Origin of the sequence: Lederbergia ruris, from assembly GCF_018332955.1 — a bacterium.
Lineage (GTDB): Bacteria > Bacillota > Bacilli > Bacillales > Bacillaceae_C > Lederbergia > Lederbergia ruris.
Window position 1 is genome coordinate 48151 of sequence record NZ_BORB01000026.1, and the last position, 14998, is coordinate 63148.

At 41.9% G+C, this 14998-nt stretch carries 15 protein-coding genes and 2 riboswitches; of the genes, 6 read left to right on the forward strand and 9 right to left on the reverse strand.

All coding sequences use genetic code 11. The features are described 5' to 3' along the window. The first annotated feature begins 408 nt into the window (after positions 1 to 408). Entirely contained in the window at positions 409 to 2433 is a 2025-nt protein-coding gene (locus KI363_RS14355; RefSeq protein WP_212966753.1) for a beta-galactosidase, read from the forward strand. 319 nt (positions 2434 to 2752) lie between these two features. On the opposite strand, the gene map is transcribed toward KI363_RS14355, so the two are convergent. From map to mutM, 8 genes are all read right to left on the reverse strand, one after another. After that, entirely contained in the window at positions 2753 to 3499 is a 747-nt protein-coding gene (map, locus tag KI363_RS14360; protein WP_212966754.1) for a type I methionyl aminopeptidase, read from the reverse strand. A 202-nt stretch (positions 3500 to 3701) separates the two neighbouring features. Next, positions 3702 to 4517, reverse strand: a complete 816-nt coding sequence (locus tag KI363_RS14365; RefSeq protein ID WP_212966755.1) for an energy-coupling factor transporter transmembrane component T family protein — start codon at positions 4515 to 4517, stop codon at positions 3702 to 3704. Beyond that, positions 4492 to 6012 carry an ABC transporter ATP-binding protein gene (locus tag KI363_RS14370; protein ID WP_212966756.1) on the reverse strand — a complete coding sequence of 507 codons (1521 nt, stop codon included), beginning with the start codon at positions 6010 to 6012 and terminating at the stop codon, positions 4492 to 4494. Before KI363_RS14370 ends, KI363_RS14365 begins: the two co-directional genes overlap by 26 nt. 159 nt (positions 6013 to 6171) lie before the next feature. Next, complete coding sequence (locus tag KI363_RS14375; RefSeq protein WP_281414137.1) at positions 6172 to 6741, reverse strand: ECF transporter S component; 570 nt, start codon at positions 6739 to 6741, stop codon at positions 6172 to 6174. Between the two features lie 73 nt (positions 6742 to 6814). Next, positions 6815 to 6926: riboswitch (TPP riboswitch) on the reverse strand. Positions 6927 to 7007: 81 nt separating this feature from the next. Continuing rightward, positions 7008 to 7514, reverse strand: a complete 507-nt coding sequence (locus KI363_RS14380) for a methylated-DNA--[protein]-cysteine S-methyltransferase (RefSeq protein WP_212966757.1) — start codon at positions 7512 to 7514, stop codon at positions 7008 to 7010. 34 nt (positions 7515 to 7548) lie between these two features. Then, entirely contained in the window at positions 7549 to 8427 is an 879-nt protein-coding gene (locus KI363_RS14385) for a putative RNA methyltransferase (protein ID WP_246516882.1), read from the reverse strand. A gap of 55 nt (positions 8428 to 8482) precedes the next feature. Next, complete coding sequence (locus tag KI363_RS14390; RefSeq protein ID WP_212966759.1) at positions 8483 to 9325, reverse strand: deoxyribonuclease IV; 843 nt, start codon at positions 9323 to 9325, stop codon at positions 8483 to 8485. 14 nt (positions 9326 to 9339) lie between these two features. Next, complete coding sequence (gene mutM, locus KI363_RS14395; RefSeq protein WP_212966760.1) at positions 9340 to 10149, reverse strand: DNA-formamidopyrimidine glycosylase; 810 nt, start codon at positions 10147 to 10149, stop codon at positions 9340 to 9342. Positions 10150 to 10274: 125 nt separating this feature from the next. Here mutM and KI363_RS14400 point away from each other — a divergent pair, with 125 nt between their 5' ends. The 3 genes from KI363_RS14400 to KI363_RS14410 all read left to right on the forward strand — a co-directional run bounded on the left by KI363_RS14400 (position 10275) and on the right by KI363_RS14410 (position 12952). Beyond that, positions 10275 to 11036 carry a MerR family transcriptional regulator gene (locus KI363_RS14400; protein ID WP_212966761.1) on the forward strand — a complete coding sequence of 254 codons (762 nt, stop codon included), beginning with the start codon at positions 10275 to 10277 and terminating at the stop codon, positions 11034 to 11036. A 79-nt stretch (positions 11037 to 11115) separates the two neighbouring features. Beyond that, entirely contained in the window at positions 11116 to 12348 is a 1233-nt protein-coding gene (locus KI363_RS14405; protein ID WP_212966762.1) for a Bcr/CflA family efflux MFS transporter, read from the forward strand. Between the two features lie 112 nt (positions 12349 to 12460). Beyond that, positions 12461 to 12952 carry a GNAT family N-acetyltransferase gene (locus KI363_RS14410; protein WP_246516883.1) on the forward strand — a complete coding sequence of 164 codons (492 nt, stop codon included), beginning with the start codon at positions 12461 to 12463 and terminating at the stop codon, positions 12950 to 12952. Between the two features lie 22 nt (positions 12953 to 12974). Here KI363_RS14410 and KI363_RS14415 read toward each other — a convergent pair whose 3' ends face one another. Beyond that, the gene (locus KI363_RS14415) at positions 12975 to 13829 is read right to left on the reverse strand and encodes a DUF72 domain-containing protein (protein ID WP_212966763.1); all 855 of its coding nucleotides are present in this window, start codon (positions 13827 to 13829) and stop codon (positions 12975 to 12977) included. A 124-nt stretch (positions 13830 to 13953) separates the two neighbouring features. After that, positions 13954 to 14012: riboswitch (Fluoride riboswitch) on the forward strand. 43 nt (positions 14013 to 14055) lie between these two features. On the opposite strand from KI363_RS14415, the gene crcB (KI363_RS14420) reads away from it, so the two are divergent. Both crcB (KI363_RS14420) and crcB (KI363_RS14425) read left to right on the forward strand, forming a co-directional pair. Next, positions 14056 to 14442: a fluoride efflux transporter CrcB gene (gene crcB / locus KI363_RS14420; protein WP_212966764.1), complete on the forward strand. Its 387-nt coding sequence runs from the start codon at positions 14056 to 14058 to the stop codon at positions 14440 to 14442. Continuing rightward, positions 14442 to 14801, forward strand: coding sequence for a fluoride efflux transporter CrcB (crcB, locus tag KI363_RS14425; RefSeq protein ID WP_212966768.1), 360 nt, complete (start codon positions 14442 to 14444; stop codon positions 14799 to 14801). The genes crcB (KI363_RS14420) and crcB (KI363_RS14425) overlap by 1 nt, the downstream gene beginning before the upstream one ends. The last annotated feature ends 197 nt before the right edge of the window (positions 14802 to 14998 follow it).

Here is a 14998-nt window from a genome sequence, read left to right on the forward strand (position 1 = left end):
GATTGATTGACACAGGTCCTTCCATTAAAAGCACCTCCAGCCACTCCCCTTATATTATAAATGAAAATGGCCGATAATTGTCGAATGTCTTTATCATGTCCATTTTTAATATTCCGGAGGGAACCGCATCTCCAAACAAAATGGAGGCAACACTTTCCCCGAACACCGTTATTCAAAACGTTTTCATACATTATTACTATTAATGTTAGCACAGGCATTCTTTAATAAATACACAACAAATTAGTTTAAAAATCATTCAAAATTAGTGATTTTAAGGCAGTAAAGTGGATGATTTTGTGTTTTTTAATTTAAAATGACCACTTTCAATCCAAACGTTTCGATTTTCTCGTTGACGGATTCAGATGAAACCGCTAAGATGTGGTTAAAATAGGAAAGAGGTGGAATGGCATGATAAATCAAAAATTACCAAAGATTTGGTATGGGGGAGATTATAACCCTGAACAATGGCAGGAAGAAGTCTGGAATGAAGACGTTCGCATGTTTCAATTAGCAGGGATAGATGTTGCGACTTTGAATGTTTTTGCTTGGGCACGCAATCAACCCGATGAAGATACATATGATTTTTCCGCATTAGATGCGACAATTGACCGCCTGTATAAAAACGGGATTTATACTTGTTTAGGAACAAGTACTGCTGCACATCCTGCCTGGATGGCCAAAAAGTACCCGGATGTATTACGGGTGGATTACAATGGCAGGAAGCGAAAGTTTGGAGGAAGGCATAACTCTTGCCCGAATAGCCCAACCTTTCGCAAGTACTCAGAAAGAATGGCGGAAAAACTAGCTGAACGATATAAGGATCATCCGGCCGTTTTGGTTTGGCATGTGAATAATGAATATGGTGGATATTGCTATTGTGATAACTGTACGGAATCTTTCCGTCATTGGCTAAAGGAACACTATCAGTCGATTGAAGCGGTGAATCAATCTTGGAATACCGCGTTTTGGGGCCATACTTTTTACGATTGGGATGAAATTGTTCCACCGAACGCCTTGAGTGAAGAATGGGATGGAAACCGTACCAACTTTCAGGGAATCTCTCTTGACTATCGCCGTTTCCAATCTGATAGTTTACTAGAATGTTTTAAAATTGAAAGGGATGCCATTCGTAAGCATACTCCAGATATTCCGATTACCACAAATTTAATGGGGCTTTATCCAGAATTAGATTATTTCAAATGGGGTAAAGAAATGGATGTTGTTTCGTGGGATAATTACCCTTCCATTGACACGCCCATCAGCATGACAGCGATGACGCATGATCTGATGAGATCGCTCAAAAGTGGCAAGCCTTTCATGCTGATGGAACAAACACCAAGTCAACAAAATTGGCAAGCCTATAATTCTCTTAAGCGTCCAGGTGTGATGAGATTATGGAGCTATCAGGCGGTTGCACGCGGAGCTGATACGGTGCTGTTTTTCCAATTACGTCGTTCCATTGGGGCAACAGAGAAATTTCATGGGGCTGTGATCGAACATGTTGGTCATGAGCATACCCGTGTTTTCCGGGAAACAGCTGCTTTAGGAAAAGAATTAGGACAACTTTCTGATCACATCATTGATGCCCGCGTGGAAGCGAAAACAGCGATTGTCTTTGATTTGGAAAACCGTTGGGGCATTGATTTAACAAGTGGTCCATCCGTAGCATTAGATTATGTGAAGGAAGTCCATAAATATTATGATGCCCTTTATCAACAGAACATTCAGGTCGATATGATTGGTGTTGACGAAGATTTATCCAAATATGACCTTGTCATTGCCCCTGTTCTATACATGGTCAAAGGGAATTATCATGAAAAACTAGAAAAATTCGTCGCCGACGGTGGTACTTTTGTGACGACCTTCTTTAGTGGCATTGTCGATGAACACGATCTCGTGACAACAGGCGGCTATCCGGGAAAACTGAGAAAGCTATTGGGCATTTGGTCGGAAGAAATTGATGCTCTTCATCCAGATGTGTATAATCGCATCATCATCAAAGAGAAAACCGACCATTTAGAGGGAGAATACCCATGTAATATTCTCTTCGATCTCATCCACCCTGAAGGAGCAGAGGTTGTCGCTGAATATGGAGATGATTTCTACAAAGGGATGCCAGTAGTGACCAAAAATAAATTCGGCGCAGGGGAAGCGTGGTACATTGCCTCCAGTCCCGATAGCAAATTCTTACAGGATTTCATGGCGGATCTATGTATGGACAAAGAAATAAAACCGCTCCTAGCTTCCGATCCTAGTGTGGAAGTTTCCCAAAGGGTAAAAGCAGATCAAACTTATTTATTTGTTATGAACCATAACGATACAACAAGCCAATTCGAATTGGGAAGCGCCCAAAAACGCAATCTCCTCACCGGAGAAACAGTCAAAGGAACCGTATCCATTGATGCGCATGACGTCATGATTTTAACCGAGTAAAAAAGTCTAAAAAGCAGTCCGTCATAGCGGCTGCTTTTGTGGTTTTAAACGAAACCGGAAAGCGTATTTAAATTTCCTAACTTACCTATATGACCACTTTGGAGATTCTCTTTTATTTCGGGTATTTTGAACCCGCTTATATGACCACTTTCCAATTTCCTCCTCCATTTTGGGCACTTTGAATCGCTTTATATGACCACTTTTGAAGATTTCATCTCATTCCGGGCGTTAAGAATCACCCTATGTAACCGAAATTCACCAAAAACAAACAAAAAGGTCACATAGAGCTTGATGTAGCTGCTATGTGACTTTTTTTCACTTATTGTTCTGTGAGGATTAAAGGACCATTTTTTGTGATTGCTAATGTGTGTTCATATTGGGCAGAGCGTTTTCCATCCATTGTCCTTGCTGTCCAACCGTTATTATCCATTTTGGATTGCCAGACACCTTCATTGACCATTGGCTCAATTGTGATGACCATGCCTTCTTTTAAGCGCAAACCTTTCCCCGCTGGACCATAATGAAGAATTTGCGGCGCTTCGTGTAAAGTCGGACCAATTCCATGCCCGGTAAATTCTCGAACAACGGAAAATCCTTGTGGCTCTACGTAAGACTGAATCGCATGACCAATATCACCCACACGATTGCCAATCACAGCCTGTTCAATTCCTTTATTTAAGGCATTTTTAGTCACTTCTAATAACTTCTTCGTCTTTTCAGAGACTTCCCCAACTGCATAACTCCATGCTGAATCAGCTAAGGCGCCATTAAGATTCACCACCATGTCAATGGTCACAATGTCTCCTTCTTTAAGGGGGGTTTCACGTGGGAAACCATGACAGATTTCATCATTGACAGACGCGCAAGTGGCGTATTGATATCCCTTATACCCCTTTTGTTCAGGAGTGGCTCCATGGTCCGCCAAAAACTTCTCCACAAACTGATCTATTTCTGTTGTCGTAACTCCTGGCTTAATTAACTTCGCAATCTCTTTATGACAAGCAGCCAACAGTTTACCTGCTTCATGCATTAACTGTATTTCTCTTTCTGTTTTTAATGTAATCATCGTCTTTCCACCTCATTTTCCTAAACTGCGGGTTCAAAAAGGAGGATAAACAGAAGGTCGCGAATGTAGCTTTTGATCCTCCCTTTTTGAACATCCTCTAAAACATCTGTATTCATTTTAATATTGATTGCCAATGAATACAAATGTGGAAAGACTGTATATAGCCACCATCCACAAAAAAATGCACACTCCTGCTTGTAGTTTACAGTGGTAACGCCGGGAGTAGCCATTTTGTCAGAGATTTGTACGGGATCATTCCCATTAAAAAATAAGCTGAGAACAATGAGATGGCAACAGCTGTAAGAAATACAATATCCACTTTTGTATAAACAGTAGGATAATAATATGTTCGCTTTGCACTCATTTGAAATCTTTTCGCTTCCATCGCAACAGCGACTCTTTGGGCACGCCGGATGCTTTGAGCAAATAAGGGGATCATGTAAAGGCGCAAACGCGCTAATCCTCCTTTTATCCCCTTTGAAAAATGAACGCCCCTTACCTTTAAGGCATCTGAGCGAGTCCTTAATTCATCCACTATCATCGGCAACAACCGGACGGAAGCAATAAAGCTATAGGCATACTTTGGCGCAAGCTTGCATTGCTGCATCAGAGCATAAAACAGCATGATCGGCCGGGTGGTTAATAAGAATGTTAAACTAATGATCCCAAAGCAAAGGGTTTTGCAGCCCAATAACAAACCATAATTGAGACTCTCTTCTGAGATTTTAATAAGTCCCCAGGTCCACCACACGTGCACTCCTTTTCCAAATAAAGTCATCGTCACCGCAGATGAAATAAAAGAAAGAACCATCGGTATGGAAAATAGGCCCAATTTCTTCCAAGAATAGCCGCTCCATCCGTATAGAAGGATTCCATATAAAAGTGTTAAGTGAAAAACAAATGCAAGGTTGCGCTGAAAGAGAACGATGAGTAACAAAAGAAAAAAGAGAACAAATTTTACAGCAGGATTCACACGATAAAGCCACGTTTCTTTAACTGGAGTAAATAGCTCCTGCATGTAATCGCTCCTTTCGCTTAAACTGTTGGGGAATTCGTTTGGAAACATCCACTAATGCTCCTTGATCAATCGTCCAAACCTCGGTGACAAAATGTTCCACAATCTGCTCATCATGCGTCACCATCATGATCGTCGTCCCCTCTCTCCGTAACTCCTCCAACTGTCGCAAGATCATAAAGGTGTTTTTCGCGTCTTGCCCAAATGTCGGTTCATCCAGTAACAAGATTTTTTCCCCTGACATAAAGGCCGTTGCAACACTTAATCGCCGCTTTTGTCCCATTGATAACTGAAAAGGATGCCGCTTTTCATTTGTAGGTAGCTGAAACATATCCATAAGCTGTTGAACTTTTTTTCGTAATGAATCTTCTTCTGCCCCTTTTAATCGCTCTGAAAAGGCGAGCTCATCCACAACCGAATTCGTCACAAACTGAAGTTCAGGATTTTGAAAAACAAGAGATAAACCTGTCGGTAATGTCTTTTTTCGCTTTTTCCATTGGATTGTCTTCCCCTCTAATACATATTGGCCTGTTGTACGTAATAATTGCATTAAAGCTAATAGAAACGTACTTTTTCCCGCGCCATTTTCTCCAATGATGGCAATCCAACTCCCGGGAATAACCGCCGCTTTTGGAATGTGAATTTTTTCTTCACTGCCTCGATAGCCGATAAACTCCTCCAACTCTAACATTGGTTGAGCAGACGGGGATTCGTCTCCTCTTGCCTTTTTTAAACTTAAATAGGATGGGGACGCAAGATAATCTTCCCAAACCTCCGGATACCAAATTCCGTATTGAATCAGTTCCTGTTTGTAGAAATGAAAAATGTTTTCTGGCAGACCATCTGCCAAAATTTCACCATTATCCTTAAAAAGCACGACGCGATCGACCCAATCCGCAATCTGGTCAATTTTATGCTCCACAATCAGCACTGTTTTTTCTGCCGCCACTTCTTGAACAGATTCCCAAATTTGGCTTACTCCATCGGGATCTAACAAGGCAGATGGCTCATCAAGGAAGAGGACATCTGGTTGCAGTAATAATACCGAAGCTAATGCCAATCGTTGCTTCATGCCTTGCGATAAATCATGAATCTGTGTATGGATGGGAAGTCCTTGCAATCCCACCATCGCGAGCACCTCTTTGATTCGTCCATCCATCTCGCTCCTTGGAATCTGTAAGTTTTCCAATACAAAAGCGAGCTCTTCATCCACGTACGGCATACAAAATTGCGTATCTGGATCTTGAAAAACAAAACCCCATGATTCAGGTAATTGGATCGAATCATATTTCAGGGGAACTTCAATAGAATCAGGTATAATTCCGCTCAAAACTTGGAGCAAGGTTGATTTCCCACAGCCACTTGGGCCTAGCAATAAAACCTTCTCCCCCGGTGCAACGGAGAAAGACAGATCCTTAAAAATGAAGGAAGGCTCATTGGGAAATTTCAAACGAAGATTCGTGACACCAAGTGACTTTGTTTCCTGTTGCTGTTCCATATGTCGACTCCCTTTTTCTAATCTATCAGTCTAACGAAAATCTGCGCTTAACGGGCTGGAACTCGGCGCCCAATCGCTCTGGACACATTATTAACGTTCAATCATCGATCGTCTCCCAGATTTACAGCCCTGTTTCTCTTTAACAGCTGTATTTTCTACCTATTTATCAAGTGCTGTATATTCTTCTTTTGCAACGGGGCGAATAAGATTGGTCACACCTGTTGTTTCTAATGCTTTGACAATGTAATACGCAAATATGCCAGTGAATAGGAACGCACTAATAACACGCAATCCATACTTTACAAACAGGGCCCAAGTTTCCAAATTGGCATATCCATAAAACCAATCTAAAAAGAAGCCAGCCGCACAGGATGCCACCCCTGCTAACCCAGCGACGATGATGCCAAAACGTTTATAACGAAAGGCAGCAAACAACAATTCAGCTCCCAGTCCTTGCATAAATCCGTATATAAGGACCTCGATCCCATGCCCAATAAAAGCGGAAAGACCTGCAGCTGCAATACTTGCTAGCAAAGCTACACCAGGTTTCCGAATTAATAAAAAGGCAAAAGGTCCGACCATAAACCACATTCCGTAAATTAATTGACGAGCCATAGGCAGCATTGGCTTAATAAAGGTATATAAATCATCCCAGAATTTCATCGTAATTCCAAAAACAACCCCAAGCATGACAGTAATCAATAAATCCGTAAATTTTAATTTTTTCAACCTTCCTCAACCCCCTCTTTTTTTGAAAATACAAAAAAGCCGTCTCAAAATGCACAGACGACGAGAAGGGCCCTATGATAAATGTATCACTCTCTACGCTGGCATTACCCAGATCAGATTAACGGTCAGTAGCGGATAATAGCTACTATCTCAGCCTGATTCCTCAAGCACCCGGACGGACTTTTATGTAATTAGCCTTACTATACAATAGACTTCAAAATAAAGCAAATGTTTCGTAAAATTTAATTATATTTCCATAAAAAAGATCATCCATGTCCTTCCAACTTCAATAGTTTTTCCTTCATCGGAAGTCCACCACGAAAACCGCCCATTTCCCCATTTTTCCGCACGACTCGGTGGCATGGAACAACGAAAAGAAGCGGGTTGGCCCCGATGGCACTTCCAACCGCACGAACCGCCTTTGGATTACCGATCCTTTCCGCAATTTGCGAATAAGTATGGATTTCCCCGAAAGGGATGTTTCGCAGCTCTGTCCAGACCGCTTTTTGAAAATCTGTGCCAATCAATTCAACGGGTAGAGCAAATTCTTCACGTGCTCCATCTAAAAATTCTTGCAGCTGAGTCTCGTAAAAAGATAGTTTTTCCTTATCTTTGACTAATTGAGCTTCTGGATAATGGCGCTCCAACCAACTCTTTAATTCTTGCATACCTTCATTTTGCGGACTCACATAACAAAGCCCTTGCGTGGTTGTAGCGAGGAAAACATCCCCGTCCTCAGTTTCCATTTGACTGTAATAAATAGTCTCTGTCATCCTTTTCCCTCCTTAAAAGAGCAAACAACATCGCTCATTCAATGTTGTTCTTCCCTACTAAAATCTCTAAATCAATCGTGATGTTACAAGATTCTTGCTTCATAAACGCTTCCTTTCGTTCTGGATCTGCTGACCATGAAAGCGGGGTCATGCTAACTAAATTCTCTAATTCGTCCTTCGTAAGTTTTTTGGTATCATGAAAGTGAAACCTCTCCAAAACTTGGAAATGCTTTTGAAATAAAGAAATGGTATCGGCGTTGCTGTACTCCTTTTTTTCGTCCTGTACAAAAAAAGCTTCGCGTAATTCCTTTAAATAATTTGTACGAGGGACGACCTTTAACACTAGGCCATTCCGAGTTAAAATCCTTTTAAATTCCTGATAATTAGAAGGGGACAAAATATTAAGAATAACGTCAATCGATTGATCCGCGATCGGTGAATAGGCCAAATCTCCGACTAACCAAATCGGTTGTTCGTAATGTTTGGCGGCCATTATCACGCCTTCTTTAGAAATATCAAGGCCAATCCCTGTAAACTTCTGATTCAGGGATTCGTCTAAAATCTTTTGTAAATGAGAACCTTCTCCACAACCTAAATCTATCATAAGAGCTTCAGAAACATCCACATGCTTTTGAATCAACTTAGCCATAACCTGATGAAAAGAGGTATATAAGTCACTTACCATTATGATCTTACGTCTCGCAACAAATAAGTCTGTATCATATTGACTTTTAATGGAATGAGGCAACAAATGAAGATATCCTTGTTTAGCAAAATCAAACGTATGATTTTCTGTGCACACAAGGCTTTTAAGCTCCTCAACCTTCATGGAAGCCCCACAAATTGGACATCTGAAGGCGGAGATAAAGGTGGAAACTTGCTCTGCACTTTGGACTTTTTTACTTTTTTTCAAACATGCAACCTCCCCCATCTCTTTTTCTCTCCTCAGTTTAGTATAAATCAACGCTTTATTCCACACTTCCCCATTTTTCCTGCAGAAGCTGTATTTCCCGTTCATGTGGGCATTCTTCTTTGGGGGTTTCTAAAATAAAAGGGATGTCTTGAAGTTGCGGGGTTTTGATAAGCTGGTCAAATTGATCTTCTTTAATAAAACCGGCACCCAAAATCGGGGCATGCCGGTCCTTGCCAAGACGTGTGGGGTATTTAGAGTTATTCAAATGAATTACTTGCAACTCTTCGAAATAGCCGAGGGCCTGTCCTTTTTCCAATACTTCCTGCCAATTATCTCCTGTCCATAAACCCGATGCAAAAGCATGACAAGTATCGAGGCAAAAACCAATTTTTTCTGGATATTGACAGAGCGAACGGACTTGGACAAGTTCCTCCAGAGTCGTCCCCATACTCCCGGGCACGCCCGCATTATTTTCAATTAATAGTTTCGCTTTTCCTTCCCAGTGCTGGAGAATGTCATTCAACATTTGAATCATGATCTGGTAACTTGTGAGCGGATCAACGCGATTGAGCGGCTTGCCAAAATGAACGACCACCCCCATCGAACCGCACGCTTCCGCAATATCCAGATCATTCAACAAAGAATCCACCACTTTCTCCCGTTTTTGCTCATCATGAGGGACTAAGTGACTTGGATAAGGAGAATGACTAACTGATATTAAGTCATTTTCCATGCAAAACATTTTGCACTGTGCCGCCTCTTCCTTGTTAAAATCCTTGACACCAAGACTGCGCGGATTTTTCGGGAAATATTGAAAAGCTGCCGCATTCATTGCCACAGCCTGTTTGGCCGCCCCTAGGTACCCCTGTTTTATCGAGAGATGACAACCAAATTTCAAACTGATCTCCTCCTTCACTTTTGACACATTTGGCAATAAAACGTTTTGCGCGAAGAAATTTCAGCCATCACAATCGATGCACCGCAGCGTGGGCAGGCCTCCCCCTCCTGACCGTGCACATACATCCTTCCCATTGCCCCCCCTGTTTTTTGATCTCCCTGATAAAAGGGGTTGTCCATATATCCACCCAATTGAATCGCCCGACGTAAAACCGTTTGGATGGATTGAAATAAGCGGACTTTTTGCTCTTGATCCAGTTCAGTCACTTTTCTTTTCGGCAACAACCTTGCATGCCAGAGGATTTCATCTGAATAGCGATTGCCAATGCCGGCAATAAATTCCTGTGAGATCAGCGTTGTTTTCAAAGCACCCCTTTTTGTTTGCAGCAAATCTAGAAAGGTATCAAGGGAAAAGTTGGGATCAAGCGATTCCGGACCAAGATGTTGCAGTTCTTCCTGCAACTGGTGAGTCGTTACATAATGCAAATAACCCAATCGCAGTCCGATAAAATAAAGATGCTGATCACCAAAACTTAATTGCACTTGGACGGTCCGATTCGGTTTTTCCTCCGCTTTTCCATAAAATAACCAGCCACCCAGCATAAGATGCAGCAGCAAATGAGCGCCATTTTCTAAATAAAAAATTAAATATTTAGCTCGGCGCTCAATCCCGATCACTTTTTGCATAGTCACTTGTTGGATAAACGCCTCTGTTGGCAGATTGATTGATTTTTCACGTTGAATCGCCACCGCTGTGATTGGCTTTCCTTGAATTTTTTCTTGTAATAAAAGCTTATAATGTTCCATTTCCGGTAATTCTGGCATGGAAAGTCCTCCATTTTCGTAGTGTCTGCTTATTATTCCTTAATTTATAAAAATAATAATGTCATTTCCGCTTGACCTTGACGTTACGTAAACGTTTATGATGGGTTCATCAGGAGGTGATAATGATGGAATACACTATTAGCGAATTAGCAAAATTAGCTGGTGTTAGCACACGAACCTTGCGTTATTACGATGAAATTAATTTGCTGAAGCCAGCTAGAATCAATAGCTCCGGCTATCGTATATACGGGCAAGATCAGATTGATCGCTTACAGCAAATTCGTTTTTTTCGCGAATTGGATGTTGATTTAGACACAATCGTGTCGATCATGACGGATCCTCAGTTTGATAAAACGGAGGCTTTACAGCAACATTATGACCGGCTTGTGCATAAACGGATCCACTTAGACCATTTGATCCAAACGATTGAAAAAACAATCGCCCATGAGAAAGGAGAATATTCAATGACAAATGAAGAGAAATTCGCCGCTTTTAAAGAAAAAATGATAAAAGAAAATGAAGAAAAGTACGGAGAAGAAATCCGCGAAAAATATGGGGAACAAACAATCGAGGCATCTAATGCCAAATTACGCAACATGACGGAAGAGGACTACAACGCTATGCAATCACTAGAAAAAGAACTCTTTGAACTTTTAAAGCAAGCACTCACTCTAGGGGATCCGCACTCCCATTTAGCGCAAGAAGCCGCAGCGAAACATAAAGAATGGCTCATGTATTCATGGTCGAACTATTCCGAAGAAGCCCATGCTGGGCTAGCTGAAATGTATGTTGCTGACGAACGCTTCCAAGCCTATTATGACAAGGTTGGAGTAGGAGCGGCTGAACTGCTTCGTGATGCGATTCTGATTTTTCTAGGGAAAAAATAAGTGATCCCTTTAGACAGACACTCCTTTCTGCTGTATACTGACTCTATTTGCAGTTCATAGTAGAAAGGTGTTTTCCGTAATGCTTCATAATCCAACAGGAAAAGAACGGCTTGGATTGGTTTTACTTCTTAGTAGTCTAGGAATCTTAGGACCACTCAATATTGATATGTATTTGCCAAGTTTTCCCGATATTGCTAGTGACCTCAATGCGAGTGCATCGCTTGTGCAACTTAGTTTAACAACTTGTTTGATCGGCTTTGCGGTTGGACAAATCTTGATTGGACCAATTAGTGATGCTAAAGGGAGAAGGACTCCATTATTAATTTCAATTTCTTTGTTTGTTCTTTCTTCTCTTCTTTGTGCACTGGCACCAAATATTACAACCTTAGTCATAGCGCGCTTATTACAGGGACTAACAGCTTCTGCTGGACTTGTCCTTTCACGTGCCGTTGTACGGGATGTATTTACTGGTAGAGAATTAACCAAATTCTTTGCCCTTTTAATGGTCATTAATGCCGCAGCACCGATGATTGCGCCGATGACAGGTGGAGCGCTCTTACTTTTACCTTTCGCAAGTTGGCATACGATTTTCTATTTTCTAAGTTTCCTTGGGATTTGTATCGTTCTGCTCATTGCCAGCCGTTTAAAGGAAACATTGCCCCCCGAAAAGCGCTTGCCAAGTTCGATGAAGGAATCGGTTAGAACGATCACAAGTTTATTTAAGGATCGGTCTTTTATGGGCTATGCATTAACCGTTTGCTTTATCCATGGTGGGAGTTTTGCCTATGTATCTGGCACGCCCTTTGTTTACCAAGGAATCTATGGGGTCTCCCCACAAGTTTTTAGTATTCTTTTTGGCATCAATGGATTAGCCATTATCACGGGTAGTTTTATCATTGGGCGTTTCGGGGGTATCATCCATGAACGGAAACTGCTTCGTACGGCCGTCATCGTCGCCGTATCGGCAACAGGTCTATTATTGATTATGACAATGATCAAAGGGCCACTTGCTAGCCTTGTCATCTGCATTTTTATCTACATGACTGCAATGGGCATGATTACGACCAGCACCTTTACATTAGCGATGGAAAAACAAGGGCATCGTGCCGGCAGTGCAAGTGCGGTACTAGGAATGCTGCCATTATTACTGGGTTCCCTTGTCTCTCCTCTTGTCGGAATCAATGAAGAAACGGCGATCCCCATGGGCGCAATCTTATTTGGGACGTCCTTGATAGGCATGATTGCTTTCTTCCGATTAACAAAAGAACAACACACAGTCGACCAAAAGAAAATGGAGTATGTGGAGGGGTGAGCCCTCCTTTTTCTTTGGTCCGAACTGTCGTTTTACTCTAGACAATTTGCACAAAGCATTTCATAATAAAACCAAGCGAAAACGCCATCATTTTCTAAAAGGGGGAAACGCCGTGCATGTTAAACCCATGAATGAAGCCTATGCACGAGAAATCACGCAATGGAAATATGAAGCCCCATACGAGCTTTATAATTTACAAGGCGAAGAAGAGGAATTACAGGAGCTTCTTCATTATTCCTGTGTTTTTGAAGAGGATGAATTGATTGGCTTTTTTTGCACAGGGGGATTTGCCCAAGTTCACTTAGGGCATGAGGAAGGCGTTTATCCTAATACGGATGAAATAATCGATATTGGTCTCGGCCTAAAACCGGAATGGACGGGGCAGGGCTTTGGGCGAGAATTCCTTTCCTTTATCATTCAGCACCTACAAAAGAAAGAAAATCCTAAAGCTTTCCGCTTAACTGTAGCTGGGTTCAACGAGCGAGCCATTAAACTCTATCGACATTTAGGCTTTCAAGCTGTGACGTTATTCAGGGCAAACGACATTCCCTTTCTCGTCATGATCAAAATGATTGGGTCAGAGTCTGAAATAAGTAGTCTATAATCAGACTGCTTATTTCGGTGTGCTAAAATAAGTTCATCTGTCTAGGAGCCAGTCCTTCATAATCAATGTCTAACATCTGTTGCAACTCTTTGGCATTCCCTGCCGCATCCCCACCCGAATTATTATTAAATAAGACAATGATTTCCTTCGACGCTTTTTGCAACTGTAAGATTCGTTTTTTCCATTCTAAAAGCTCTTCACGATTATATTTAAATAAATAGCGGACTTCCCGCCAATTCGTATCATTTGGCTTATTCCAACCATGGACATTGCGACCATGCATGCGCACGAGCGTCATCTTCGGATCCGTTACAATGGGTACGATCGGAATCGATCCATTGCCTGCTTGTGGCTCATCAGCAATCGCATGAATCCATCCTTCTTGCTTCATAAAATTTAGTGTGTTGTTCCGATATGCGGGGCTGAACCACGATTGATTTCTAAACTCCAATGCAACCGGTAAATCCCCCATCATTTTCTTGCAATAACGCAAATAATCGACATTTTCCTTGCGACAATCAAACCAAGGAGGAAATTGAAATAACACCATCGCTAATTTGTTCGCTTCTTGATAAGGTTGCAAGGATTCCTTAAAAGCCTGAAACATCTCCGCTTTCGTTTCAAAGGGATCATCTTCCCCGCGCTGATGCCCCGTCATCCCTTGATAAGCCTTTACAACAAAGCGAAAGTTTTCCGGTGTTTCCCTTACCCATTTTTCCGCATTCCGAATCGGCTGAACGGCGTAAAAAGAAGCGTCTACCTCCACAACGGGAAAATGACTGCTATATTCCGCTAATTTATCCTTTGCTTTTATTTGGGCTGGGTACAAGCTATCATGGTCTCCCCAGCCTGTGACACCAATGTAAATCAAGTCCATCCCTCCTTCCAATATTTTACCATATGAGCTGGATAAGTTTTAAATATATCCCCTCTTAAGAAGTGGAATTCTTCCTGCTCGTTTGGCAAAATCTAGAAGCGTTTGCTAAAATATAGTTCATATATTTCTGATAGGCGATGGAGTTCACTAAAACTACAGAACGCTAATGACTCCTACCAAAGATTTTTGGTGGAGTTTATTTTATTTATTAAAGAGGTGTGTAAGAGTGAAATATGTGGCAGTAGGAATAGCTGGCATGGTCGGGGCTTCTTTACGTTATTTAATCGGCCTTTCCTTTCAACATGTATGGTTATATGATTTTCCGTTCGCAACCTTTTCAACGAATATGGTTGGATGTTTTCTATTGGGATGGTTCACGCTCCTTTTACCACGCCTGAAATTTCTTCCTCCGGTCATGATCCCAGCGCTTGGGACAGGGTTGATTGGTTCTTTCACCACCTTTTCTACCTTCAGTGTTGAAACCGTCGAATTAATGATTAATTCCAAGTGGGGGATCGCGTTGCTTTATATTCTTCTTAGCTTATGGGGCGGACTACTTTTTTTGTGGCTTGGTTATCGATTTGGTTCTAGCAAAGGGGAGACAAGTACATGATGCTATCAATCCTTTTTGTTGCAGTCGGAGGATTCTTTGGCGCAATCGCCCGTTTCGGGGTAAGCAATTGGATCAAAGGGAAATATCCTTCCTCTTTTCCGATTGCAACACTGATTGTAAATTTAAGCGGATCCTTTTTACTTGGTCTGATCATAGGGGCTAACCTTGCACATTCGCTACAGTTGCTTTTCGGAACAGGATTCATGGGAGCCTTTACGACTTTTTCCACATTCAAATTGGAGAGTATTCAGCTCCGTGCCGAGAAAAAATGGAAAAGTCTTGTGATCTATCTTGGCATCACCTATACGATTGGAATTTTATTCGCCTTTATCGGGATTAGACTAGGTACCATCTTATAGAAGGGACATTTTCGCCAGGACCAAAGGCGCAAGCGCCCGTTTAGCGACGTACAAACTTGGTTAATAAGGTTGAACGGCTAAAATCGCGCCGTCCTGGCGCAACGCCGTTCTGACCAACATCCTGTTGGCCTGAGATAAAGGAAACACAGTGAGCCACGAAAAGCGGAAGGCGGTTGTTCAGGGGCGACAAGCAAATG

Coding starts and splice junctions, on each gene's coding strand:
- KI363_RS14400 (WP_212966761.1), top strand. CDS start 10,275: ATGGAATACACTATTAGCGAATTAGCAAAATTAGCTGGTGTTAGCACA.
- KI363_RS14415 (WP_212966763.1), bottom strand. CDS start 13,829: ATGGACTTGATTTACATTGGTGTCACAGGCTGGGGAGACCATGATAGC.
- KI363_RS14355 (WP_212966753.1), top strand. CDS start 409: ATGATAAATCAAAAATTACCAAAGATTTGGTATGGGGGAGATTATAAC.
- KI363_RS14370 (WP_212966756.1), bottom strand. CDS start 6,012: ATGGAACAGCAACAGGAAACAAAGTCACTTGGTGTCACGAATCTTCGT.
- mutM (WP_212966760.1), bottom strand. CDS start 10,149: ATGCCAGAATTACCGGAAATGGAACATTATAAGCTTTTATTACAAGAA.
- KI363_RS14405 (WP_212966762.1), top strand. CDS start 11,116: ATGCTTCATAATCCAACAGGAAAAGAACGGCTTGGATTGGTTTTACTT.
- crcB (WP_212966768.1), top strand. CDS start 14,442: ATGCTATCAATCCTTTTTGTTGCAGTCGGAGGATTCTTTGGCGCAATC.
- KI363_RS14380 (WP_212966757.1), bottom strand. CDS start 7,514: ATGACAGAGACTATTTATTACAGTCAAATGGAAACTGAGGACGGGGAT.
- map (WP_212966754.1), bottom strand. CDS start 3,499: ATGATTACATTAAAAACAGAAAGAGAAATACAGTTAATGCATGAAGCA.
- KI363_RS14365 (WP_212966755.1), bottom strand. CDS start 4,517: ATGCAGGAGCTATTTACTCCAGTTAAAGAAACGTGGCTTTATCGTGTG.